The organism is Streptococcus cristatus AS 1.3089 (assembly GCF_000385925.1).
GTDB lineage: Bacteria > Bacillota > Bacilli > Lactobacillales > Streptococcaceae > Streptococcus > Streptococcus cristatus_B.
Genome location: NC_021175.1, coordinates 1437090 through 1460275 on the forward strand (window position 1 = coordinate 1437090; position 23186 = coordinate 1460275).

General features: G+C 41.8%; 21 protein-coding genes. 2 read left to right on the forward strand and 19 right to left on the reverse strand.

The window, feature by feature from the left end; all coding sequences use genetic code 11:
• Nucleotides 1-103: 103 nt before the first annotated feature.
• The 6 genes from I872_RS07120 to nagB form a co-directional block, all read right to left on the reverse strand.
• Entirely contained in the window at nt 104-787 is a 684-nt protein-coding gene (locus I872_RS07120; protein ID WP_015605461.1) for an O-methyltransferase, read from the reverse strand.
• Nucleotide 788: 1 nt separating this feature from the next.
• On the reverse strand, nt 789-2591 hold the full coding sequence (gene pepF / locus I872_RS07125) for an oligoendopeptidase F (RefSeq protein WP_015605462.1): 1803 nt from the start codon (nt 2589-2591) through the stop codon (nt 789-791).
• 20 nt (nt 2592-2611) lie between these two features.
• Nucleotides 2612-3571: a competence protein CoiA gene (locus tag I872_RS07130; RefSeq protein ID WP_015605463.1), complete on the reverse strand. Its 960-nt coding sequence runs from the start codon at nt 3569-3571 to the stop codon at nt 2612-2614.
• A gap of 157 nt (nt 3572-3728) precedes the next feature.
• The gene (locus I872_RS07135; protein WP_041826907.1) at nt 3729-4895 is read right to left on the reverse strand and encodes an MFS transporter; all 1167 of its coding nucleotides are present in this window, start codon (nt 4893-4895) and stop codon (nt 3729-3731) included.
• A 79-nt stretch (nt 4896-4974) separates the two neighbouring features.
• On the reverse strand, nt 4975-6318 hold the full coding sequence (locus I872_RS07140; protein ID WP_015605465.1) for a D-alanyl-D-alanine carboxypeptidase: 1344 nt from the start codon (nt 6316-6318) through the stop codon (nt 4975-4977).
• Nucleotides 6319-6423: 105 nt separating this feature from the next.
• Nucleotides 6424-7131, reverse strand: coding sequence for a glucosamine-6-phosphate deaminase (gene nagB, locus I872_RS07145; protein WP_015605466.1), 708 nt, complete (start codon nt 7129-7131; stop codon nt 6424-6426).
• A 316-nt stretch (nt 7132-7447) separates the two neighbouring features.
• Here nagB and queA point away from each other — a divergent pair, with 316 nt between their 5' ends.
• Both queA and I872_RS07155 read left to right on the forward strand, forming a co-directional pair.
• Nucleotides 7448-8476 carry a tRNA preQ1(34) S-adenosylmethionine ribosyltransferase-isomerase QueA gene (queA, locus tag I872_RS07150; RefSeq protein WP_015605467.1) on the forward strand — a complete coding sequence of 343 codons (1029 nt, stop codon included), beginning with the start codon at nt 7448-7450 and terminating at the stop codon, nt 8474-8476.
• 14 nt (nt 8477-8490) lie between these two features.
• Nucleotides 8491-8961 (forward strand): arginine repressor, encoded by a 471-nt coding sequence (locus tag I872_RS07155; protein ID WP_005590761.1) that lies wholly within the window; start codon nt 8491-8493, stop codon nt 8959-8961.
• Nucleotides 8962-9338: 377 nt separating this feature from the next.
• On the opposite strand, the gene I872_RS07160 is transcribed toward I872_RS07155, so the two are convergent.
• The 13 genes from I872_RS07160 to gtfB form a co-directional block, all read right to left on the reverse strand.
• Nucleotides 9339-10673 carry a dipeptidase gene (locus tag I872_RS07160; protein WP_015605468.1) on the reverse strand — a complete coding sequence of 445 codons (1335 nt, stop codon included), beginning with the start codon at nt 10671-10673 and terminating at the stop codon, nt 9339-9341.
• Between the two features lie 21 nt (nt 10674-10694).
• Nucleotides 10695-12209, reverse strand: coding sequence for a YfcC family protein (locus I872_RS07165; RefSeq protein ID WP_015605469.1), 1515 nt, complete (start codon nt 12207-12209; stop codon nt 10695-10697).
• Nucleotides 12210-12422: 213 nt separating this feature from the next.
• Nucleotides 12423-13370 carry a carbamate kinase gene (arcC, locus tag I872_RS07170; RefSeq protein ID WP_015605470.1) on the reverse strand — a complete coding sequence of 316 codons (948 nt, stop codon included), beginning with the start codon at nt 13368-13370 and terminating at the stop codon, nt 12423-12425.
• 159 nt (nt 13371-13529) lie between these two features.
• Nucleotides 13530-14546, reverse strand: a complete 1017-nt coding sequence (gene argF / locus I872_RS07175; RefSeq protein WP_005590765.1) for an ornithine carbamoyltransferase — start codon at nt 14544-14546, stop codon at nt 13530-13532.
• A 58-nt stretch (nt 14547-14604) separates the two neighbouring features.
• The gene (gene arcA / locus I872_RS07180; protein ID WP_015605471.1) at nt 14605-15834 is read right to left on the reverse strand and encodes an arginine deiminase; all 1230 of its coding nucleotides are present in this window, start codon (nt 15832-15834) and stop codon (nt 14605-14607) included.
• A 302-nt stretch (nt 15835-16136) separates the two neighbouring features.
• Complete coding sequence (locus I872_RS07185) at nt 16137-16823, reverse strand: Crp/Fnr family transcriptional regulator (protein WP_015605472.1); 687 nt, start codon at nt 16821-16823, stop codon at nt 16137-16139.
• A 44-nt stretch (nt 16824-16867) separates the two neighbouring features.
• Complete coding sequence (locus I872_RS07190) at nt 16868-17365, reverse strand: DUF1648 domain-containing protein (protein ID WP_015605473.1); 498 nt, start codon at nt 17363-17365, stop codon at nt 16868-16870.
• Nucleotides 17352-17633, reverse strand: coding sequence for an autorepressor SdpR family transcription factor (locus I872_RS07195; RefSeq protein WP_002896078.1), 282 nt, complete (start codon nt 17631-17633; stop codon nt 17352-17354). The genes I872_RS07190 and I872_RS07195 overlap by 14 nt, the downstream gene beginning before the upstream one ends.
• Nucleotides 17611-18399: a YhfC family intramembrane metalloprotease gene (locus tag I872_RS07200; protein WP_015605474.1), complete on the reverse strand. Its 789-nt coding sequence runs from the start codon at nt 18397-18399 to the stop codon at nt 17611-17613. Before I872_RS07200 ends, I872_RS07195 begins: the two co-directional genes overlap by 23 nt.
• 195 nt (nt 18400-18594) lie before the next feature.
• Nucleotides 18595-19647, reverse strand: a complete 1053-nt coding sequence (locus I872_RS07205) for a serine hydrolase (RefSeq protein ID WP_015605475.1) — start codon at nt 19645-19647, stop codon at nt 18595-18597.
• A 113-nt stretch (nt 19648-19760) separates the two neighbouring features.
• The gene (sodA, locus tag I872_RS07210; RefSeq protein WP_015605476.1) at nt 19761-20366 is read right to left on the reverse strand and encodes a superoxide dismutase SodA; all 606 of its coding nucleotides are present in this window, start codon (nt 20364-20366) and stop codon (nt 19761-19763) included.
• 91 nt (nt 20367-20457) lie between these two features.
• Nucleotides 20458-21495 carry a DNA polymerase III subunit delta gene (gene holA / locus I872_RS07215; protein WP_015605477.1) on the reverse strand — a complete coding sequence of 346 codons (1038 nt, stop codon included), beginning with the start codon at nt 21493-21495 and terminating at the stop codon, nt 20458-20460.
• 354 nt (nt 21496-21849) lie between these two features.
• Entirely contained in the window at nt 21850-23178 is a 1329-nt protein-coding gene (gene gtfB, locus I872_RS07225; RefSeq protein WP_015605478.1) for an accessory Sec system glycosylation chaperone GtfB, read from the reverse strand.
• Between the last annotated feature and the right edge of the window lie 8 nt (nt 23179-23186).

Genomic DNA, 23186 nt, shown 5'->3' on the forward strand with positions numbered 1-23186 from the left:
TTATCTACTCCTTCAATAAATTCACTTTTTCTATTGTACCACAAATCCAACTTGATATCTTAATTTTCCTAAAATTTTGGAAATCAAGAAAAAAGTGAAGGGATTATTTTTTTCTAATCATAAGCAGCCCATCTCCTAAAGGAAGCAAGCTCGCAGTCAAATCTGGACTATCCAAAGTTGCGTCAAAAAGACTGTGCAAACCTCGATAAATAGCCCGCTGGCCACGCTTAATGTCCTCAAAAGGCTTGGCAACATCGCCGCCTTGGAAGACATCATCAATGAGGACCAGACCACCAGGATTGAGGTGCTTGAAGACTTGGGGCAGAAAGACCACATACTTAGACTTGGCAGAGTCCATAAAGACCAGGTCGTAAGAATCCTCCAGTGTCTCAAGCAAATCCACCGCATCACCTTCTAGCAGGGTGATCTGCTGACGGCTGTCATACTTAGCAAAATTAGCCTTAGCAAGCTCAATCATCTCTGGATTGCGATCAATAGTCGTAATCTGAGCCAGAGGCGCATGTTCCGCCATCAAAAGGGCCGAAAATCCAATAGCCGTCCCGATTTCTAAAATCTTCTCAGGCTGCAGGCTTTCGAGTAGCAGGCGGAAGTAAGCCACTGTCTCATGGGGAATCACGGGCACATTTTCAGCTCTGGCGAAATCCTCCAGCTCCTTGAGTCCACCAGTGACCGGCTGGAGACGCTGCCTCATAAAGTCCACAATCTCTTCCTTGACCACTGGCCGACGCATATTGGGATTAGAGTTTTGATTATAAGTCTCGACCATCTTATGCCATTCCCAACTTTTCTACCAAGGCTTCGAATTCGTCCAGGCGACGCTCAAAGACAGCAAAAGCAGCATTTAGGTAGTCTTCTTTTTCCATATCAACACCCGCTTTTTTGATGACATTGAGCGGATAGTCAGAGTTTCCGGCTTTCAGATAGTCCAGATACTTGTCCTTGTCTTCCTGACTGCCATGGACAATCTTTTCAGCCAAGGCAGAAGCGGCTGCAAAGCCTGTAGAGTATTGGAAAACATAGTAATCATAGTAGAAATGCGGAATCCGAGCCCACTCGTACTGAATCTGCGGATTGTCTTCTTTTTTCAAGCCGTAGTATTTCTCATTCAAGTCAGCATAGAGTTCATTTAGAAACTCGCTGGTCAAAACTTGACCTTCTTGGTCAGCCTTGTGGATAGCATGCTCAAACTCAGCAAACTGGGTTTGACGGAAGACCGTACCTCGGAAGCCATCTAAGAAGTGATTGAGGATAGCAAAGCGGGTTGCATCATCTTCTACTTCTTCCAAAAGCTTCTCTGTCAGGATGTTTTCATTGGTCGTTGAAGCAATCTCAGCTAAGAAGATAGAATAGTCTCCATAGACATAGGGCTGGGTCTCACGAGTATAGCTGGAGTGCATACTGTGACCCGTCTCGTGCACCAAGGTAAAGAGATTGTCTAGCGTGTCCTGCCAGTTAAGCAACATAAAGGCATTGGTATCGTAAGAACCCCCTGAGTATGCCCCTGAGCGCTTGCCTTGATTTTCATGAACATCAATCCAGCGCTCTGAAAAAGCTGTCTTGACTCTGCTCAAATAATCCTCACCCAGAATAGCCAGAACTTCCTCAGACTTAGCCAAGGCTTCCTCATAAGTGAACTTGTAGTCTGTCTCTGACAAAGGTGTGTACATATCATACATCTTCAAATCAGAAATGCCTAAAATCTTCGCTCGTAAAGCGATATAACGCTGCAAAAGAGGCAAATGCTTATTGACAGCTGAAACTAGGCTATCATAAACACTTTCTGGAATAAAGTCCGCTGACAAGGCCGCTTCACGGGCAGATGAAAACTTGCGGACTTTCGCATTGTAATTGTGAACCTTGACATTGGTCTGCAGAGTTTTGGCATAGGTATGCTGGTACTGCTCGTAGACGCTGTAGAGAGCCTCGTAAGCTTCCTTACGGACCTCTCGGTTCTTAGACTCGACCAAGGTGATATAGTTGCCGTGGCTAAGCTGAACTTCATTTCCATCTTCGTCATGCACCATCGGGAAGACAATATCTGCATTATCTAAGATAGCAAAAGTTTCGCCCGCTGCACCAAAGATTTCACCAGCACCGGCCAGTAGCTCCTCTTCACGCTGTGTCAGAATGTGGGCTTTCTTTTTCAAAAGCTTGTCAAAATAATGCTGGTAAAGTTGCAAACCTGGCTGCTCAGCTAAGAAAGCTTGGTATTGTTCTTCTGTAATCGCCATAAATTCGGGCTCATAGAAGGCAAAGCTTTGTCCGAATTCGCTATAAAGAGTCATCCCCTTAGCCTGATATTCTTGATACTTGGCTACACGAGTATCCTGGTCATTCTTCATGTGAGCATAAGAATAAAGTTTTTCAATCCGACGCATCAAGTCCAACTGGATTTCCGTCGTTGTCAAAAGACTATCTGCTGAATCCAGCAAATGTCCAGCCAGACTAGCTGCCTTCTTCACTTCTTCTGAAACCTGCGCCAATTCTGCTTCAAAGGCTTCATCTGTTGGGAAAATAGTGCTCAAATCCCAAGTATATTTTTCTTCAATTTCATTTCTTTGTTTTGCCATAGAAATTTCCTCCATCTTTTCTATTTTATCATAAAAGTAGGGGAAATCCTCGCATAAAATACCGGTGGATAGATAATTTGAAGCTGCTTATTTTTTTCAGCCTGATAATAGCGATGAAAGTGCTGGTAATAGGACGTCAAATCTCTTGTTATTTGGCAAAAGGAGCTGGCCTGGACAGGCCGAACCTGCGGATAAAAATCCTCGGCTGACTTGGTCAGAAGATTGTCTCCTTTTTGGTAGAGCTGAGCTTGGAGCTTCATCCATCGAGGCTGCTGGTAATAAAGCTGCTGACGAACATAGCGACAAATCTCTGGATCCTGCCGGGCCAGATAGCTTTCTAATCCCTGCTTCTGAAAGGGACTGCGTAGGACAGATAAAAGACTTCCTTGACCAAAAGGAAAAGATTTGACCTTGTACTGAGCTCGTCCATGCAAGTCCTCGTGAATGAGATATTTAAGTCGAAGCTCCTGCTTTTTCTCATCCAATTCCCAAAGATGAAAGCCCATATTTTGACTAAAATAAAGAAAGTCCTTTTGCAGTCTTGTCAGAGACTGTTTTAACCATAATTTCTTGCCCAAGAGCCAGAGGACCTGATAGCCATGCTGGCGATAAGACAGGGTCCGTCCTTCAAGTCTTTCCTGACTGAGCGGACTGCATTGGACCTCCAGTGCTATGCGGTCGTCTATCAAAAGGTCAGCAATCTGCCTTATCTCAGGCAAAAAGGCCTCCACCTGCACCTCTTGGCTTTGCGTCCCCCAGCTATAAAGTCCAGCTTTCAAGTTCAAATGCTCCGCACTTTCATTTTCCGCATAAAACGAACAGTTTTCAAGAGAAATATGCGCAAAATGCGGTCGCATGACCCTTCCTTTTTTGAAGCGGACTGCCCCCGAACAAGCCGGACAAAAAAGTTGTTGGCCATGAGACGGCTGCTTTTCCATCGCATTCAGCAAAATCCCCTCTTCATTTTTTGCAAGCAACATGAGCATTTCCCTTTCAAAACAATGTCTTTTATATCTTTATTCGTAATTAAAACACCAAAGAAAGGGCTTGTGAAATGGAACGAAGTATTATTTATTCTCTCACTTATGTAATCTCCCTAAACAAAAACGAGCTGAAAAATTCCAGGCTCGTTTTTCCTTATCCAAATAAATTCTGATTCTTTTTTTCAGGAACTTTCAAGAAGAGGGCAAGCAAGAGCACAAGGCCGATAATGGCTGTCAACATAAGATTCATCCTGTCATAGCCAAAGTGATCCAAGATGGAGCCTGACATATTCTGGATAAGAATCGTCCCTAAATTTCTCCCTGTCTGGAGCAGCGCAAAGGCGGTCACCAAATATTTTTCATCCACCAAATTTGCTACAATGCGCAGACTAAGCATGGTCAGTACCATACCAGAAGCATGTTTAGAAAGCAGTGTAACTGCTATTTTCGAACCTAAGCCAAAATTCAGAGCATAAACCGCATACTGAAGGAGCATCATGCCCAAGCAAATATAGAGCAACTTTTTGACAGAGATTTTATCCATGAAAAGGTAGGAATAAAAGATTAAAGGCGCCTCGCATAGTACAGAGACAGCTACGACCGTCGTTGCCCAGTCAACACTCAAACCACTGGCTTCTAGCATGGACGGAATATAAGTGTGACCTGTATTGCCCACACCAGAGTAAAGGGCAACAAGGAAAAGATAAAAAAGATAGGTTCTGTTTTTAAGAATGGCTGAAAAGAGCGAATGGCCTCGTTTTCCACTCTTTTTAGTTAATCTATCTCGCTTGGGATTCATGCCAAGAACTCCTAAAATACTCAGCATCATAGTCCCGATAAAGACCAGATAGATCGCTTGAGGAGAAATATTTTTATAAATCAAACCTGCCAGCTGTGAACCAACGGCATAACCGATTGTTCCCCAAATTCGGATTTTCCCATATTTATAAGGACTTTGGGTTGCCAGTACATCCATCACGGTACCCACCCCATTGATGAGCATCAAGACAAAACTGTACCAGATGGCCAAGAGCCATAGATTATCAGCCTCCATGAAAAAGATGTCTCCTAGAATAATCAGAAAAAAACTAATAAGCGAAACTCTCTTGATGCCAAGAGTATCCGTTAACAGCCCCATGATTGGCTGAGCCAGCATGGAAGAAAAGAAAGAAGCTGATACGACGATAGATACTTGACCAGCCGTGTACCCCTTATCTAGCATATAAACGGATATCAAGGTCGAAAACAATGAATTAGACAGAAAATAAAAATTATACATCAAAAAATAAGCTAAATAGCTATTAGAAAACTTTTTTCCCATCATCAAAACCTCTCCAAAAATAGAATAAAACCCAGTTTTTAGGAACTGAGCTTTATTTCAGCTTGCAAGCTAAATGCAATCATTTATTTATTTTTTTTCTAGCTTTTGCTTTAGCTTTTCTCGATTTCCGATTCTCAATATAGAAAATCAGGATAATAATGACAATTGGCAAGGCAATTAACCAGCGGTTGCTTAGCAAGTCACTATACCAAGTTTTATTATTTTCTTTCTTAGTGACTTCTTCTTTGGCAGACTGGGTAACAGAAGTATCTACTTCCTCCACTTTCATCTCATCAGAGATCTTTGGAGAGAGCGTGTATAGATCATTTCCGGCCTTCAAGACACCATTCTCAACTACAGGCTTTGCCTTCGCATCTTTTTTGATTGTCGCATAAAAATCTTCTGGCAGATTGTAAGTTTTTCCATTAATCTCCTGCTTCCCTTTAGAGAATAATTTTTTGTACTCATAGTCAGCATAAGATTTTTCGATCAAGGCATTTCCAAATGGGTGGCGGTAATATTCACCATCTTGGTCAGACCAGTCGCCAACACCCATGATGACTCCAATCACGCGCTGGTTTCCACGCTTGACAGTTGCAATGTAGTTAAAGGCACCATTCGGACTTGAGCCCGTCTTCAGACCATCTACTCCCTCTAGAGCATAGCGAGCACCCGGCAATGAGTAATTATAAGTCTCAAATGTTTCTTCATAAGGTGTGCCAGCCTTGACAGTTACTTTAGCCTGATTGGTATAGTTTAAAATATCTGGATAGTTCTTTACAAAATTATAAACTAAAATCCCTAAATCACGCGCAGTCGTTTGGTTGCTAGCATAATTGTTATATCTCTGAGGTGTGTAGTATCCTTTGAAGGAAACTGCTGCTGCACCACTAGCATTAAACCATTTGGTGTTGGTCATGCCTAGTTCCTGCGCTTTCGCGTTCATCTTATCCAAGAAAGCATCGGGATCATTATCTGATAAGTAATTTGCCAGCATCACTGTTGTTGCGTTAGAAGAGGGTACAACTGTCATGGTAATCAGCTCAGAAACAGTGTAATTAACCCCAGCCACGATTTTATTATTGGAAATTTCATAAATTCCCGCAACAGCTTGATCTTGCGGCGTCGCCTTAATCACCGTATCTAAACTGAGTTTTCCCTCTTTAATGGCTTCAAAAACCAAGTACAAGGTCATGATCTTACTCATGCTGGCTGGATCGCGAATTTCATCAATATTATCCTGCCACAGGATATCTCCCGTATTTCCATCAATCATCAAAGATGATTTAGGACGATTGATAGCTTGCACATGATCATTAGGATACATTTTTTGTGCCATATCTACCAATTCATCTGCTGCTGCAGAAAACGGTGACAGAAAGGCAGATAAAATTAGTCCAAACACCAAAAACTTCTTCTTCACATTTATCCTCCAAAAAAATCATTCCTAACTAGTATACCATATTTTTAACAAGGTTTTTGATAAATATCAAAAATCCTATCTAAAAATTAGATAGGAAATAGATTGTTAGGCTTCTAATAAACTCAAAGCTTCTTTATCTGCAATAATCACTACATCTTCATGGCCTTGAAGGCTACTAGCTGGCAAAGCTTCTGTCACCTGACCTTGGACTGTTCCTACAATTGCTTGAGCCTTGGAAGCACCATAGGCAAAAAGGATGATTGACTTCGCATCTAAGATATTCCGAATTCCCATTGAGATAGCTTGGGTCGGTACGTCCTCAATCTTCTCAAAGAAGCGAGCGTTTGCTTCGATAGTTGACTGCTCCAAATCGACGATATGGACAGTGCTATCAAAACTAGTTCCTGGCTCATTAAAACCAATATGACCATTGGTGCCAATTCCCAAAATTTGCAAATCTACTGGGTGGTCAGCCAAGACTTGGTTGTAGCGTTTCGCTTCTGCTTCCGCATCTGCTGCTGCACCATTTGGCAAAAAGCTTTCTTTGAAAGGCTTTTTATTAAACAGCTGCTCATTCATAAAGTAACGGTAAGACTGGGGATTATCTTCTGAAAGTCCCACATACTCATCTAGGTTTACACTGGTCAGCTCTGAAAAGTCCAAGTCGCTGGCAATGATTTGCTTATAAAACTCAATCGGGCTGCTTCCTGTCGCTAAGCCCAGTGTCTTAGCACCCTGAGCCAACTTTTCTTTCAAGATTTCTAAAGCTACCTTTGCGCCTTCTACTTGATTCTCAACACGAATAACTTTCATTCTGTTCTCCTATTTTTCTTGATTGATTCCTTATTTTATTATATGGTATAGACCAATTTTTGTCAAGTAGATTCTGGCTAATTTTTCAAATTTTACCGAAGGACTTAGCGTCAAATCATGGTATAATAAAAGAATGCTATTACCAATGACTATAATCTTTTTACTAGGAATTGCCCTTTTTACCGCTGGGCTTTTCCTGAAAAAACATCTAGGTTGGCAACTAATTTTTTTATGCTTGGGAATTTTCTTTATCAGTATTCCCTTTTTACTTGCTGCCTACTATATTTGGATGATGAGAACTATTTAAGGAGATAGAATGAATACTGCTGATTTTGATTTTCACTTGCCGGAAGAACTGATTGCTCAAACTCCTCTGGAGAAGCGAGACTCTTCTCGCCTGCTCATTGTAGACCGGGAAACTGGCCAGTTTAGTGACCAACATTTTGACAATATTATTAACCAACTTGAGCCAGGCGATGCCTTGGTTATGAATAATACTCGTGTCCTACCAGCCCGCCTTTATGGAACCAAGCCTGAAACTGGCGGTCATGTCGAGCTCCTGCTCTTGAAAAATACCCAAGGAGACTTCTGGGAAGTCCTAGCCAAGCCAGCTAAACGTCTAAGAGTCGGAGCGCGTGTGTCATTCGGTGATGGTCGTTTGACTGCCACTGTTACAGAAGAGCTGGAGCACGGTGGACGGATTGTTCGCTTTGACTATCAGGGCATTTTCCTAGAAGTCCTAGAAAGTTTGGGTGAAATGCCCCTGCCGCCTTATATCCATGAGAAGCTAGAGGACCGTGAACGCTATCAGACAGTCTATGCTAAAGAAAACGGCTCTGCTGCCGCTCCTACCGCTGGCCTCCATTTCACAGAGGAATTGCTGGATAAAATTGCGGAAAAAGGCGTTAAACTCGTCTACCTGACGCTGCATGTCGGACTCGGAACTTTCCGTCCTGTATCAGTTGACAATCTAGAAGAGCATGAGATGCATTCTGAATTTTACAGTTTGTCTGAAGAAGCAGCTGAGACCCTGCGTCAAGTCAAGGCAAGCGGCCACCGCATCATTGCTGTCGGCACCACTTCTATCCGAACACTGGAAACAATCGGCAGCAAATTCAACGGTCAAATCCAAGCAGACTCTGGCTGGACCAATATCTTTATCAAGCCAGGCTATCAATGGAAGATTGTCGATGCCTTTTCGACCAACTTCCACTTGCCAAAATCAACCCTTGTCATGCTAGTATCAGCTTTTGCTGGACGCCAACTGACACTGCAAGCCTATGAGCACGCTATTGCTGAGCGCTATCGCTTCTTTAGCTTTGGCGACGCTATGTTTATCAAATAAATACAGGTGAATCTATGAATAAAATCGAAAGTAGGCATCGCCTCATCCGCTCCCTCATTATGGAAAAAAGGGTCCATACCCAGCAAGAACTCCAAGAACTACTGGAAGCAAACGGCGTCATTGTCACCCAGTCTACCCTTTCTCGTGACATGAAAACTCTCAATCTAGTCAAGGTGACTGAAAACGACAAATCCTATTATGTCATTAACAGTATCGCCCCTTCTCGTTGGGAGAAAAGACTACGCTTCTATATGGAAGATGCCCTCGTCATGCTCCGCCCCGTTCAGCATCAAGTCGTCATGAAAACCTTACCCGGACTAGCCCAATCTTTTGGTGCCATTTTAGACGCTCTGGAATTACCCCAGATTGTTGCTACCGTCTGTGGAGACGATGTCTGCCTGATCATCTGCGAAGATAATCAAGCGGCTATCGAATGCTTTGATAAACTCAAAGAATTTGCACCCCCATTTTTCTTTAGTAAATGACAAAGAGAGTGGGACAGAAAACGGTAATTCGTTAGAATTCGATTTCGTCGTCCCACCTCCGCACAGTTGAGTAGGGCTGTAAAAGCTGATGAAATCAGCCTAGTAGAGCCCACTCAACCACTGCGTCTTGCTCGACAATCCAAAGATAATTGAGGAGTTTGGGACAAAAAGATTTTAATTTTTAAGAATCTTAATTATTAAGCCCTTCAAATCTATAATTAAATGCGAAAAGCGAACAAAGCAGAATTCTGATTACCAGAAAATTAGTTTTGTTCGCTTTTTATATTTGAGGTCGGACTTTTGTCCCACTCTCTTTCTTTTTGATTTACAGTTTTTACTTGGAAAAATCAGCAAAACTGATATCTATCCTAGCAATTTTACTCTCCTGCCAAGCGGTAAATGGTCTCAGCATAGATATCCATCGCACGATAGAGATCATCTAAAGATGCTCTTTCATTGGCTTGATGCTCCGTCTGCTCAGCACCTGGGAATAGAGCCCCGAAGGCCACACAGTTTGGCATAGTTCGAGCAAAGGTAGCCCCACCAGAGGACATAGCTGGACTAGTATCGCCCGTCTTTTCTTGGTAGATAGCCATCAGGGTGCTGACCAGTTCGCTGTCCTTAGGTACATAAAGCGGAGCCAGATAGTCAAATTCTTGATAGTTCAGCTGGTAGCGCCCAGCAATCTCAGCTAGTTTTGCCACTAGCTGATCTTTATCCGCCAAAACAGGAATCCGAATATCAATACGGATTTCAGACTTATCTGAGTTCAGCGTCAGACCTGCAATATTAAAGGAGAGTCTGCCAGAGGGTTCATCCGAAATGTCGCCAAATAAACGGCCGCCAGTCGCATCTTCTCCCACCGCTTCTGCAATAAAGGCCAAGGCAGGATGAGCCTGTAAAGGCTGCAAAACTGTTGCCAGTCGAACAATAGCATTGACACATTCAGCTGCATCCTTGGCATGCTTAGGGAGGCCGAGAACAGTAACTTGATGATCACTTTGCTCGTAGTCAAAAGAAGCTGCCTGCAAACCTGCCACGACCTGGTCCAAAAGTTCTCCTTGATAGCTAGCCTTGCCAGGTACAACATTAAAGGCTGCTCCCGCTTCTAGCTCTAGCTGATCTGAGCCAGGACCGTGTAGCTTGACCTGCAAGAGGCCTTTTTCAGCATAGGTCAGAGGGAAGGAAGAATCTGGTGCAAAGCCAAGCGTCGCTGTTTCTTCTAGTTCATTGTACCGGCCCATGCAGCGCCAGAGGGTCTCCTCGTCTGTACCAAAGATAAAACGAACCCGCTTTTTAAATGTAACTCCGCTATCTAGCAGAGCCTTGACTGCATAAAGAGCAGCCATTGATGGTCCCTTATCATCTTGGACACCACGTCCGAAGATCCAGCCGTCTTTGATAGTTGCCTCAAATGGCGGTGTCTGCCAATCCGTCTCATCACCTGATGGAACAACATCCAAATGACAGAGAACGGCCAGGAGCTCTGCTCCCTGACCGATTTCTGCATATCCGTAATAACCTTTAGGGTCAAGATAGGTAGTGAAACCTAAGCCTCGACAAATCTCTAAAGTTTTTTCTAGGACATCTTGGATTGCTTGTCCAAAAGGTGTTCCATTTTCTCCTTCATTGAGCACCGAAGGATAGGAAATCAAGGTTTTTAATGATGTAAGAAATTCATCTTTAACTTGATTTGTTATATCTATTTTCATGGAATCACCTCACTCACTATTTTATAGGAATGGAAGGAAAGTTCCAAGGAGAAGAAGGGCGATAGTCACTACAATGATAGCGACAACGAGTTTGCCCATGAATTTCCACCAAGTACCGATATTGATACGTCCAAGTGCAAGAGCTCCCATCACAATACCAGATGTTGGTGCGATCAAGTTCAAGACACCTGAAGCAGATTGGTAAGCAGTGATGATCAAGCTAGGACGTACATTTACAAATTCTCCGAGAGGAGCCATGATACCCATAGTCGCGCTGGCAAGGCCAGATGAAGATGGGATCAAGAATGACATAGGCAGATAGAAGATATAAGTCAAAACGATAAAGACTTGTGAAGACAGACCACTGAGGCCTTCTTTACCCCAGTTGAGGATAGTGTCTGTAATCATACCATCATTCATGATAACTTGGATACCACGGGCAATCGCTACGATCAAGGCAACACTGAGCAAGTCAGCAGCACCATTCATAAAGGCAGAGATAATCTTGTCTTCTTTAAGACCATAAACAACACCGATAAGGATACCCATGAAGGCAAAGAGCATTGCTCCTTCTGGGAAGTACCAAGTACCCAAAGCAGCTGTAGATGAACCAATAATCTTACCGATAACTGGAAGTCCAGTTAGCCAAGTATTGAAGTTTTCAAAAAGGTTAATATGAAGGCCTGTCCATGGAATGAAGCTCAATACCATCAAGACGAAAGTAAGAACAAAGAGTACGAAGACATGTTTTTGTTTCTTAGTAAGAGTTGAGTTGACATTTTCTTCATCTTCTCCAACATTGAAGAATTTCATATCTTCTTCACGTGTTGCATAAGTAAGTGACTTAGTTGGATCTTTTTGGATCTTATCTGCATAGCGATAAACAAACCAAGTACTAAGAGCAGTCAAGGTAAACCAGAAGATCAAACGAAGGATAATTCCTTCCCCGAGACTTACACCAGCAGTTGATGAAGCGATACCTGTTGCAAATGGGTTCAAGGTAGATGCCAAACATCCAATCTGTGAACCGAGCAAGATAATGGCAACACCCGTTAGGCTATCAAATCCAACGGCCATCATAACTGGCACAAGGAGAGGATAGAAGGCCATGGTTTCTTCACCCATACCATAAGTTGTACCACCGAGGGCAAACAAAGGCATAAGAACCAAAATCAACATCTTTTCGCGACCCTTGTACTTCTTCACAATAGAAGCAATACCCGTATCTAGCATACCAGTTTCATTGACAACGCCAAGGAAACCACCAACCATGAGGATGAAGAAGGCTACATCAATCGCTGCGCTGGTTTCTTTAATCAGCGAGCCTTCCTCTGGATGAGTACCTAGCATAGCCCGAATCGGTGCCATGAGAACATCCCAAATCCCTTGCGGATTTTGAGGCTGGGCTTTATAGACACCATCCACAAAGGCACCTGCAGGGATGATCCAAGTCAACACTGCCATAATAGCAATGATTATCAACAAGACGGTGTAAGATGAAGGCATCTTAAACCCTTTTTTAGCTTTTTCACTCATTTGTTTTTCCTCCTAATGTCTAACAAAGTGCAAAAAACCAACCACTTTCTTAAATAAATATTTAAGAAAAAACGCTTTCTATTTATATTTATTTTACCACATTAAGGTCTAAAAAACTAGTATCTTTTGAAAATATCGCACTTATTTTCAAGAAATATTCCTAACTTGATATAAAGACGTTAGAAATACCATATATTTTACTAGTAAAATAACTTATCCTTTTTCAATAATTGTTCCGCTTTCAGATTCAATCAAAGCTCCAAGGTTTTCAAGGGAAGTAATAACTGCTTTTCCTTCTGGACGGCCATTGACAAAAGCGATAGCTGCTTCTACTTTTGGAAGCATGCTTCCTGGTGCAAATTGGTCTTGTTTGATATATTCTTCCAGCTGAGCAACATTCACATGTTCCAATTTTGCTTGGTCTGGTTTATTGTAGTTTACAAAGACATAGTCTACACCAGTCAAGACGATGAAGAGGTCAGCTTCGACTAATTCTGCCAAGCGTTGAGAAGCAAAGTCCTTATCAATAACAGCTTCCACACCAGCCAAATGACCGTTGTCTTCCTTGATGACTGGAATTCCGCCACCACCAGCAGCAACGACCACTTGACCAGCATTCAAGAGGGTACGAATTGTTTCGATTTCCTTGATATCAACAGGTTTTGGTGAAGCAACAACCTTACGCCAACCGCGGCCGGCATCCTCTTTGAAAGTCGCTCCGCTCTTTTCAGCTTCTGCTTTTGCTTCTTCTTCTGAGTAGAAGGGACCAATTGGTTTGCTCAAGTTAACAAAAGCTGGGTCATTCTTATCGACAACAACTTGGGTCACAACTGAAGCAACATCTTTTTCGATACCTTCATCCAAGAGAGCATTTTGCAAGGCATTTTGCAGCCAGAAACCGATGCTACCTTCTGTCATAGCAACAAGTGAATCGAGTGGGAAAGCAGGGTTCTTTTCAGAATCGGCAGCCAAGTGTTGAAGCAAGAGATTTCCAACTTGAGGACCATTACCGTGAGTGATGATCAAATCATCCCCATTTTTGATCAATTTTACAAGGTGCTTAGCTGTTTCCACCAAAGCTTCCTGTTGAGCTTTTGCTGATGGATCAGAAGAAAGAATCGCATTTCCTCCCAAAGCTACTACAATTTTACGATTTGCCATAAGTTCTCCTTTATCACATTCAATCGAATGCGCTTAGATTTCAGTTTAATAATTTTTCAAATACTTTATAAGAAATAACAGATTTCCATCATATAAAAGAGGACTGGACTAAAGCTATTAGTCGCAGCCCTCATAGCTGTTGGTATTACGGTTTATAAATTATACTTTTGGAATGTAAAGGTTGCCGAGTGTAGCAGCCATAACAGCTTTGATTGTGTGCATACGGTTTTCTGCTTGGTCAAAGTGGCGAGCGTATTTGCTACGGAAGACTTCGTCTGTTACTTCCATTTCTTCTACGCCAAATTTTTCAGCGACATCTTTACCGTAAACAGTATTTGTATCGTGGAATGCTGGCAAGCAGTGCAAGAAGATCAAGTCTTCATTATCAGCTTTCTTCACCAATTCCATGTTAACTTGGTAAGGTTTCAAAAGTGCAACGCGTTCTGCGAATTTATCTTCTTCACCCATAGATACCCAAACGTCTGTGTAAAGTACGTCTGCACCTTTAACAGCTTCGTCTGCATCTTCAGTGATGAGGATGTGTGCGCCGCTTTCTTTAGCAAAGCCTTCTGCCAATTCAACAATTTCTTTTTCTGGGAAGAGTTCTTTTGGTGAGAAGATGTGAACGTTAACGCCAAGGATAGCTCCTGTTACCAGCAAGCTGTTAGCAACGTTGTTACGTCCATCACCACAGTAAACCAATGTCAAGCCTTCCAAACGGCCAAAGTTTTCTTGAACTGTCAAGTAGTCAGCAAGCATTTGAGTTGGGTGCCATTCGTCAGTCAAACCATTCCATACTGGAACACCTGAGAATTCAGCCAATTCTTCTACCATGCGTTGGCTGAAGCCACGGAATTCAATCCCGTCAAACATACGTCCCAATACTTTAGCTGTATCTTCTGTAGATTCTTTCTTACCAAGCTGGATATCATTAGCACCAAGGTATTCTGGATGTGCACCAAGATCGATAGCTGCTGTAGTAAAGGCTGCACGCGTACGAGTAGATGTTTTTTCAAACAAGAGAGCGATATTCTTACCAGCAAGATAGTGGTGCTGAATATTGCGTTTCTTCAAGTCTTTCAAGTGAGCTGAAAGTCCGATAAGGTATTCTAATTCTGCACGAGTAAAGTCTTTTTCTGCAAGGAAGCTACGTCCTTGGAATACTGAATGTGTCATTCTGTTATTTCCTCTTTCTAGTTATTAAATTTTCTATTGATAAATTGTCGAACACGAATTAAACTTCTTCACGTTCAAATGGCATAGACATACAACGAGGTCCACCACGGCCCCGAACCAATTCACTTCCGCGAATCTTAATCAAGCGAAGCCCGTATTCTTCCAAAATCTTGTTGGTTACAGTATTGCGGTCATAAACCACTACCACACCAGGAGCGATTGTCAAGGTGTTAGAACCGTCATTCCATTGTTCACGTCCAGCTGCTACGATATTGCCGCCACCGCAACGAATCAAATGAACTTTTTCTACGCCAAGGTTTTGAGCCAGAAGCTCAGCCAAGTCACCTTTTTCTTCAACGATCTTCAGTTTTTCGTTTTCATAAGTGACTGAGTAAACACGAAGGTCGCCTTCGATTTCTGGGTGAATGGTGAACTTATCATAGTCAACCATAGTGAAGACAGTATCTAAGTGCATGAATTTACGGTTGTTAGCAAATTCAAATGCCAATACTTTCTTGAAGCCAACATTCTTCTTGAAGATATTCACCAAAAGTTTTTCGATAGAAGCTGCGTCTGTACGTTGAGAAATACCAACTGCCAATACATCTTTAGAAAGAACCAGTTCGTCCCCACCTTCGATACGAGTATCTTCTTCACGGTTGTAAACCAATTCCACTTTTCCAGCGTATTCTGGGTGATATTTGAAAATGTATTTACCGTAGAGAGTTTCACGATTACGAGTATCTGCATACATGTGGTTGAGTGATACAGCATTACCAATTGTAGCAAATGGGTCGCGTGTGAAGTAAAGGTTTGGCATTGGATCAATCGCGAATGGATAATCAGATTCTACCAAGTCAGTCAAGCCTTTAGCTTCTTCAGGAATTTCTGGCAATTCAACTTTTTGAACCCCTGCCATTGTTTTTTCAACCAATTCTTGGTTGTCCTTGATACCATGCAACAATTCACGAATAGCTTTCTTCGTTTCGCGTCCACGAATATTTGCTTCTTCCAAATATTCTTCGATGAACTGTTCACGAATTTCTGGAGAAATCAAGGATTCAGCGGCCAATTTTTCAAGATAAAGAACTTCGATTCCTTCATCACGAAGGGCTTGAGCGAATGCATCGTGTTCTTTTTGAGCATCTTCCAAGAAAGGAATGTCATCAAAAAGAAGACGTTCTAGGTAGTCCGGTAGTAAGTTTTCCAGCTCTTTGCCCGGACGGTGCAACATAACTTTTTTCAGTTTCCCAATTTCTGAGAAAACATGAATTGGATGTGTAGACATCTATTGTCCTCCTTTTCGTTGAGGTTTGGTTTCCCAATCCCTTTTATGCTACTATTCTACCATGGATTGGAAAGGCTTACACCTAAAATCTTGCATTACAAATGCCAAATCCTTTGCGTTTTTTATAAAACATTGCGATATTTATTTATTTTAAAGCGTTTTCTTTGAATATTTTGGTTATTCTATTATTTTTAGGAATATATATTTTTTGTAAAAATATATGTTCAATTAATATTAGAATATGATCAGAAAAAAGTTTTAAATGTGTAAAAATGTTTGAAAAAAGCCAATCAAATGATTGATTAGCTTCCTTCAAAATACCTCATAAAGTATTCCTTATTCTTAAATGTCAATTTTTTATGCTCATAGTCAATCATTCCTTCTTCTCTCAGTTTTTTTAGAACCTGATTGACCGTTTCGCGTGTTGTAGCTCCTAGCTTGGCCAACTCTTTCATACTCATTGGAAAAGGGAGCGTATCCTGTTCTTTGCACAAATCCATGCATAAAATAGATAGAGACTGGGTTACACGGTCCGTTGCACTTGCCGAGACAACATTCCGCAAGCGTAATTCCTGGAACTCTAAAATTTGTGATAAACGCTTGGTGATAAATAGCAGCTGATCCACGTTCTTTTTTGAATAGTCCTCAAATAAGTCCATCGGAATGCTGAAGTACTCGACATTGGTGACCGCGCTAGCTGTATAATGATAACGCTCGTCGAAAAACATGCCCCCATAGGGAAACACACTATTCATTTTAATATAGTCCATATATGAAAAAGTATCGGTTGAATCGTACTGCTCGATACGAACATAACCTCGATGCAGGAGGAAAAGACGATCCCTGCGATCCCCCGAAAAGAAGATAATCTGTCCCTTAGGGATCTTGCGAAATTGAACCTCAATAGCAATCTTATCAAAAATTTCCACAGGAAAATGTGCAAATGCTGGATGCTGTCTAATAATCTGATAATGTTCCTTGTTGATCATAATAACCCTTCTTGCTCACTACCAGTATTATAGCATAAATCTGCTTACAAGAAGAAAATCCCTACTATAAAAAGAAGAAATCCTAGAAGAACAAAGAAGTGTGCCCACTTTCTATTCATAGGCTCTCTATCAGCCTGTACTTTTTTAGGTAAGTAATTGCCTACAATTATAAAAACTAAACCAACTAGCATAGTTGCTATTTTACGTATATCAAAACTCTCATGTAAGCCCCGATAAATGGTAGCTAGATATAACGAAATAAAAGTAAAAGGAAATATCCAGCGAATAAGTTGTTTAAAGGTTCTATTCAAGATATCTTTGGCAATGGTTGTCCAATAAATCATAACTTCTAGCAGCATCATGACAATTGGAAAAGCCGAAACTACTAAAAACTTAGATAAAAAGGAGTCGCCTTTTCCAGATAAGTCAAAGTGAATAGCTAAATTTTCTGGTAATTTTTGATAGACCCAGATGGCATATAAAACTGGCAAGAGCATGACGCCAAGTGCCCATCCTAATTCTTGTAAACTATTTTTTTTCATTTTCGTTTCCTCCTCCAAGAGATTGAAACCAGACAAGAATTTCTTCAAAAACAGTGACATCTAAGCTGTAATAAATAAAGTTCTTCTGCTTTTCTTCTATGAGTAGACCGGCTTTCTTTAGCTGAGAGAGGTGGTAGGATACCGTCGCAGGCGTCAGCTCAAAAGCTTGGGCAATTTCCCCTGCAGACTTCGGACCATGCTTGAGCATTTCCAGAATCCCCCTCCGAACTGGGTCAGCTAGAGCTTTAAGTGTTTGACTGATCCCCATGATTAGACCTTTCTTTCAGGTAAACTTTCAAGATTTTCTTGGTCAGAAAGACTAGTGCCACTACTTCTACTAAGAGCAGAGCTTCAACTGCAAGTGGCGGAAGAAAGCCTACCTGAGCCAGGGAAGGCGCTAAGTCAATCAGGGCGTGAAGTCCCAGCGCAGCTAAAAAATACACTGGAGCCTTCTCCTTGACCGCCTTCCAAACCCAGAAGGTCAGCAAGATTTGGATAAGAATAGCCAAGATCCGCTCAAGAGCCAAAAGATAGATGCTGCCAGCACTCATGGAACGGACATTGTCAATAACTGCTTGAGGAATTTGAGCCAGCATCTGAGCATTCCCCTGAGTCACTACTTGAGCTATAACCCAAAGGTTTAAGAGACTGACAATACCAACAAACAAAGCCTCAATACCACCATGCCCCAAGCCATAGGCCACACCATCCCCAAAGGTCAGTGGACGCTTCTTTTGCAGCCAGTAAAAGATGACCCAGCGACCTGTTTCTTCAAAAATAGCTGCCGCAGCAACAGTATAAAGAACGTATAGCCAAGGATTTTCCATCCGCAAAGCAATAGTCCCATCAGCCTGAGGTTGTAAAACGATACGATGCAAGATATTTTCCAGAACCTGACTAGACAGATAAAAGCCAACTCCCCCTAAAAGGAAAACTAGCAGAGAAATGTGCTTGGTCTTTTTAAAATAAACCAAAGGAACAAGGACTGCCCCTAAAATCAGTAGCATAGCAATCAAGATATGAATGGAAATCATCGTTTTTTCTCCTGAACTGTTTAGATTTTTTTCTAAATAGATTATACATCTTTCCTTTCTTTCTGTCAAATCTATTTTGATTTTTTTCTAAATACCGTTCAATCTAAAACTCATCAAGCTATACTGCAATAAAAATAAACGAAAATACGCCCAGATTTTCATCTAAAGCGTATTTTATTTGTGATTTCTATTAGATTAGTTCATATTAACCCGGTGCCACTCATTGATGATATAGGCAATTTGACCGACCTGATCAATTCCAACCCCACTAATCTCCTCACTGGCTTCTGTACTACCACCTAGATAGGCTGTATAAAGTGCCACAATATAAGGCTTCTCCTCCATAACAATAGCATCAACATTGAGAGCTTCCCTAACATAACCAGGCTTTTGATAGATGGTCAAATCATAAAGATAACGTTTGTAATATTCACCAGGGAAGGACACACCGATAAAATAAAGAATATCCTTGTATTTTTCTTGGTTATTCCACAAATACTCTAGAAGTTGAATATAATAGTCCGTTGTTGTTTTATTTTCACCGCTGATAGTCTTAATTTTAGCTTTTGACCGACCATACCTTTCAAACATGCTGTAGGCCTTGTCCATCCCACCCAGTCGCTCTGCTAGCGCATAAGCGGGCGTATTCTCAGAGTAAACCAAGGAATACTCCTGCATATCTGGGATAGACATGGCGCCATTGAAGGCCGCTACATAGTTATCATGCTCTCCTTTGTATTCATAGCTAGTGTTGGTAATATCAAACCGCTCTTCCAGTGATAATTTTCCTGCTGCCACCTCATCAACAACCAACATATTAAGGGGAAGTTTATAGGTAGATCCTGCTGTCATAGGCTGGGTATCATTCATGGCATAGGTTTGCCCAGTCGTCAGGTCTTTATAAGAAAAAGCAATATGAGAGGGATCGATTTCCATATCATTCATATAAGCTTGGACAACTTGCAGCAAGGTCATATTCGCATAATCGTAAGATAAACCCAAGGCTTCCATGGTCGGTAGGTCTTGCTCCATCACCTCTTGCTTCTCTTCCATCGTCTTGCTAGCACGCGCAGTCGCCTCAGACTTCGTTTCCTCTCCTTCTGTAGACTGTGAAGAAGCGATTGATGGACCTGCTTCTGCTATTTTTTTATCAGCTCGCTGTGGTTCCACCAAAAGACCCAAACAACAAATAAATAAGAAAACTCCACCGAACCAGCAAGCCAGTTTCTTTATGTCATTTTTAATCAAAGTATTTCTCCTAATATTTTAGTATTATAAAAGATTCTCATTAAAATGACAAGTAGAAAGGTCCGTTTAAGGGCATTTAAAAACGAATCATTGCGATCCGTTTTATAATTCTATTATTTAGCTGCTGCGTAGAGTTCATCCACTTTATTCCAGTTGATAACTGAGAAGAAAGCCTTGATGTAGTCAGGACGCACGTTGCGGTATTTCACGTAGTAAGCATGTTCCCAAACGTCCAATCCGAGGATTGGTGTTTTACCATCAGAAATTGGTGTGTCTTGATTAGGAGTTGAAACAACTTCCAAACCACCTTCTTTATTGACAACCAACCATGCCCAACCAGAACCGAAACGAGTTGTTGCTGCTGCAGTGAAGGCTGCTTGGAATTCTTCGAATGAGCCAAATGTCGCATCGATTGCTGCTGCAAGTTCTGCTGAAGGAGCTGTCTTCTCAGGAGTCATCAATTCCCAGAAAAGAGCGTGGTTCAAGTGTCCACCACCGTTGTTGATCACTGCTTGGCGAATATCAGCCGGAATAGACTCAACATCTGCCAACAGTTTTTCTAAGTCTTCACCAATTTCAGGGTGTTTTTCAAGCGCCGCATTTACGTTATTCACGTAAGTTTGATGGTGCTTGTCATGGTGAAGGTGCATTGTTTCCTCATCGATGTAAGGTTCCAAAGCATCGTATGCATAAGGTAGATCTGGTAAAATAATTGCCATTTACTTGTCCTCATTTTCTTTATTATAGTAAAAATCATAACGCAAAAACGCACATTTTTCAACTATTTTGCTTATAAATTTTCCTAATCTTTTAAAAGGTTTCTGTCGCGATTCTCAGCAAGGCAAGGTCAAAAAGGTAGTCCTTGTCGTAGAGACCAGACTTGATTTGATAGTCCGTTTCAATCAAGCAGGTCAGGGTTCTTTTCAGAAAGCTGAGGCTAAGCCCGCGCGCATCCTTAAGCGCAAACTTGACCTGGAAAGGATTAATCTTGCGTCCAAGATAGTCTGATAAATCCGACACGATTTGGCTCTCGGATCGGCCATTGTCCGCTAAAATCTTAACCTGAGTAAACATCCGAAACTGGCCTAGCATGATGGCAATCAGCTTGATTTCATCTTCACCCTGCAGGGTTAAGTCTCGCACCAAACTCCGTGCCGCATCAATTTGTTTCTGTAAAATCAGCTGGGTCAAATCAAAAATATTGTCCTGTAAGGTTTTAGGAATAGCCTCAGCGATGTCTTCTAGACTGACTTGCCCCGACTCTTTATAAGACTTGAGAAAAGCCAAGTTTTTACTGATTTCGCTGAAATGAAAGCCTGATTTGATGAGCAAGTGGTCAAAAGCCTTCGGAGCAAAGTCCAGACCTTCAAGCTGGGCCTGTTTGGCAAAATACTGGCGTAAATCTGCTTCCTTAATCTCAGCTGCTTCAAAGATCTGTCCGTCGCGCTTGAGCATCTTGACTAGTCGGCGTTTGCTGTCCAACTTGCCTTCCGCGAAAATGATCAATTTGGTCGTACTACTAGGATTTTCCAAATACTGCTCGAAGGACTTGAGCTCTTCATCCGACAAATAGCGCTTTTTTGCTGTCGTTAGATCCGCAAAATGATCTAAAATAATAATCTTTTCATCCGCAAAAAAAGGCAGGCTGACTAAATCCAGTTCCACATCTGGATAAGGCGTTTCTTTCATATCAAACAGCATCACATTCAAATCTGCTGGATCATAATGAATCTGCTTCAGAAACTCATCTTTTAACAGCTCGAATTGCCCCAAGTCATCTCCCGTCAAAATCGTTAAAGGCGGAAGATTTTCGGGAGTGATTTTCCTAATTTTTTCAATTGCTAACACAGTGGCACTCCCTTCCAATTTCTTGATTCATAGTCATGTATAAATTGTAACAAAAAACAGCAGGAAAGTCTGCTGTTTTTCATCATTCTAACCAGAATATCAAGTGCTAAAAGAATTGCCCCAACTGCATGATAATCGTGACCAAGAGAGTGATAAGAAAAAGAATGCCACCTAGAACTGCAATCATACTAAACTCTTGCTTCTCTCTTTTCAACGGTCTCCTACGATTATCTAGCTGCTCGTTGATATGTTCCTGCAGAATTTCCCTTTTTCTTTTCTGGCATGATTGTCCTCCTTTACTAAATCTGCATAAAGGAACTTGCCCTCATCGAAAGCAAGTTCTCCTCTATATGGTTAAAGAATGGCCTTGTATTGCTCCAGACTAGCTTGATTAGCCGCCTGCTTCTGTTTGTCAAGGGCGGAACCCATCTCCGCTGTGTGGGTCAGGACAGCTTGGATTTTTTCCACCATGACCGAGACATTTTCTGGCGAATAAATGTGATCATCCGCAATAAATCGACGGCTATGGCAAGTGTTTTTGAAGCTGAGAATCAGCATGTTGTTCTCAAAGGCTGTGCGACAAGCATTGAGGATTTCATCGCTGATATTGATATCCAGATACAAGTCACATCTATCAAACAACTCTGCAACCTTGGCCGGACGAATATTTGGATAAAGCGAAACATTCGGATAACGATTGAGCCCCATCAAATGGCTGGACATTTCTGTGATTGCTCCAATATGGAAATGTACATTTGGCAGCTGAGTCAAGAGTTGCTCTATTTGCTCAAGCTGATCGCTATTGGTCAAAATCAAGGCTTCAGGATTCATATTGTTAAGGCGCTGGTAATCATATATATAACCAATATTATGGAAATAAGCCTTTTCTTCTGGAGTCGCCAAGCTTTGAATCTTCTCATATACCTGCCGATCCTGAACGGCGATGCGGATATTGCGATGAGGCAGCTTCATAGCCGCTTTCATATTGCCTGGTAAAGCCTCTCCGATAGGCTCTTGCCAGAAAAGAAGATCTTCTGCACGGCCATTTTTAGGACGAAGAGCGTAAGCCACCAAGAAGGGCGTCGCTAGAGAATTATAAATAATACGATCTGTATCATATCCGCGATATTGAAGATAAAAGACGACAAATTCTTGTTTGGATTTAAAGATATGACGTTTTCCCTCCAGTGTCAGGATAATATCGCCAGTCAGATGATTTTCCATAATGACCACGACATTGCTCTGGTCAAAATAGCGAGTATGGGTCGGACGTTGTGTCTGGTCGTAGGTTATTTGTGCGAAAAGCCGTCCTTTGCGATTGTAGATATCTGCTGCTCGGACTTGCCCCTCTGTATCCAGCCATTCGACAGCCCGCACACGTCTTTCATGCGTTGGTTGGCGATAGAAAATATTGGCACGCTTCTTGCCCATGTCCAAGATTTCTCCGTTCACATTGCTGGAGCGGATCTCCCATAAGTGAGGTTTTGGAACAAGATTAAAATAAATTGGCCGGCCTTCTGGCGTATCCAAGTCTCCTGTAAAATAACTGTAAGGAGACTCAACATCTGGTGCAAGATAGCCATCATCTTGTACAACAACAACAGGACAATCAAGTCCTGTTGCTTTTAATGAACGTAATAAATCAAAACTTGCTTGATCGTAGCGGTCAAACAAACAAATCATAGTGGTTA

What these genes read in the sequence shown, in the direction of transcription:
- I872_RS07165 (WP_015605469.1), bottom strand. Translation starts at nt 12,209, where the DNA reads ATGAGTGAAAAAGCTAAAAAAGGGTTTAAGATGCCTTCATCTTACACC.
- I872_RS07155 (WP_005590761.1), top strand. Translation starts at nt 8,491, where the DNA reads ATGAATAAAATCGAAAGTAGGCATCGCCTCATCCGCTCCCTCATTATG.
- I872_RS07185 (WP_015605472.1), bottom strand. Translation starts at nt 16,823, where the DNA reads ATGATCAACAAGGAACATTATCAGATTATTAGACAGCATCCAGCATTT.
- I872_RS07160 (WP_015605468.1), bottom strand. Translation starts at nt 10,673, where the DNA reads ATGAAAATAGATATAACAAATCAAGTTAAAGATGAATTTCTTACATCA.
- I872_RS07190 (WP_015605473.1), bottom strand. Translation starts at nt 17,365, where the DNA reads ATGAAAAAAAATAGTTTACAAGAATTAGGATGGGCACTTGGCGTCATG.
- argF (WP_005590765.1), bottom strand. Translation starts at nt 14,546, where the DNA reads ATGACACATTCAGTATTCCAAGGACGTAGCTTCCTTGCAGAAAAAGAC.
- queA (WP_015605467.1), top strand. Translation starts at nt 7,448, where the DNA reads ATGAATACTGCTGATTTTGATTTTCACTTGCCGGAAGAACTGATTGCT.
- I872_RS07120 (WP_015605461.1), bottom strand. Translation starts at nt 787, where the DNA reads ATGGTCGAGACTTATAATCAAAACTCTAATCCCAATATGCGTCGGCCA.
- arcA (WP_015605471.1), bottom strand. Translation starts at nt 15,834, where the DNA reads ATGTCTACACATCCAATTCATGTTTTCTCAGAAATTGGGAAACTGAAA.
- gtfB (WP_015605478.1), bottom strand. Translation starts at nt 23,178, where the DNA reads ATGATTTGTTTGTTTGACCGCTACGATCAAGCAAGTTTTGATTTATTA.
- I872_RS07130 (WP_015605463.1), bottom strand. Translation starts at nt 3,571, where the DNA reads ATGTTGCTTGCAAAAAATGAAGAGGGGATTTTGCTGAATGCGATGGAA.
- I872_RS07195 (WP_002896078.1), bottom strand. Translation starts at nt 17,633, where the DNA reads ATGGGGATCAGTCAAACACTTAAAGCTCTAGCTGACCCAGTTCGGAGG.
- I872_RS07200 (WP_015605474.1), bottom strand. Translation starts at nt 18,399, where the DNA reads ATGATTTCCATTCATATCTTGATTGCTATGCTACTGATTTTAGGGGCA.
- nagB (WP_015605466.1), bottom strand. Translation starts at nt 7,131, where the DNA reads ATGAAAGTTATTCGTGTTGAGAATCAAGTAGAAGGCGCAAAGGTAGCT.
- pepF (WP_015605462.1), bottom strand. Translation starts at nt 2,591, where the DNA reads ATGGCAAAACAAAGAAATGAAATTGAAGAAAAATATACTTGGGATTTG.
- sodA (WP_015605476.1), bottom strand. Translation starts at nt 20,366, where the DNA reads ATGGCAATTATTTTACCAGATCTACCTTATGCATACGATGCTTTGGAA.
- arcC (WP_015605470.1), bottom strand. Translation starts at nt 13,370, where the DNA reads ATGGCAAATCGTAAAATTGTAGTAGCTTTGGGAGGAAATGCGATTCTT.
- I872_RS07135 (WP_041826907.1), bottom strand. Translation starts at nt 4,895, where the DNA reads ATGGGAAAAAAGTTTTCTAATAGCTATTTAGCTTATTTTTTGATGTAT.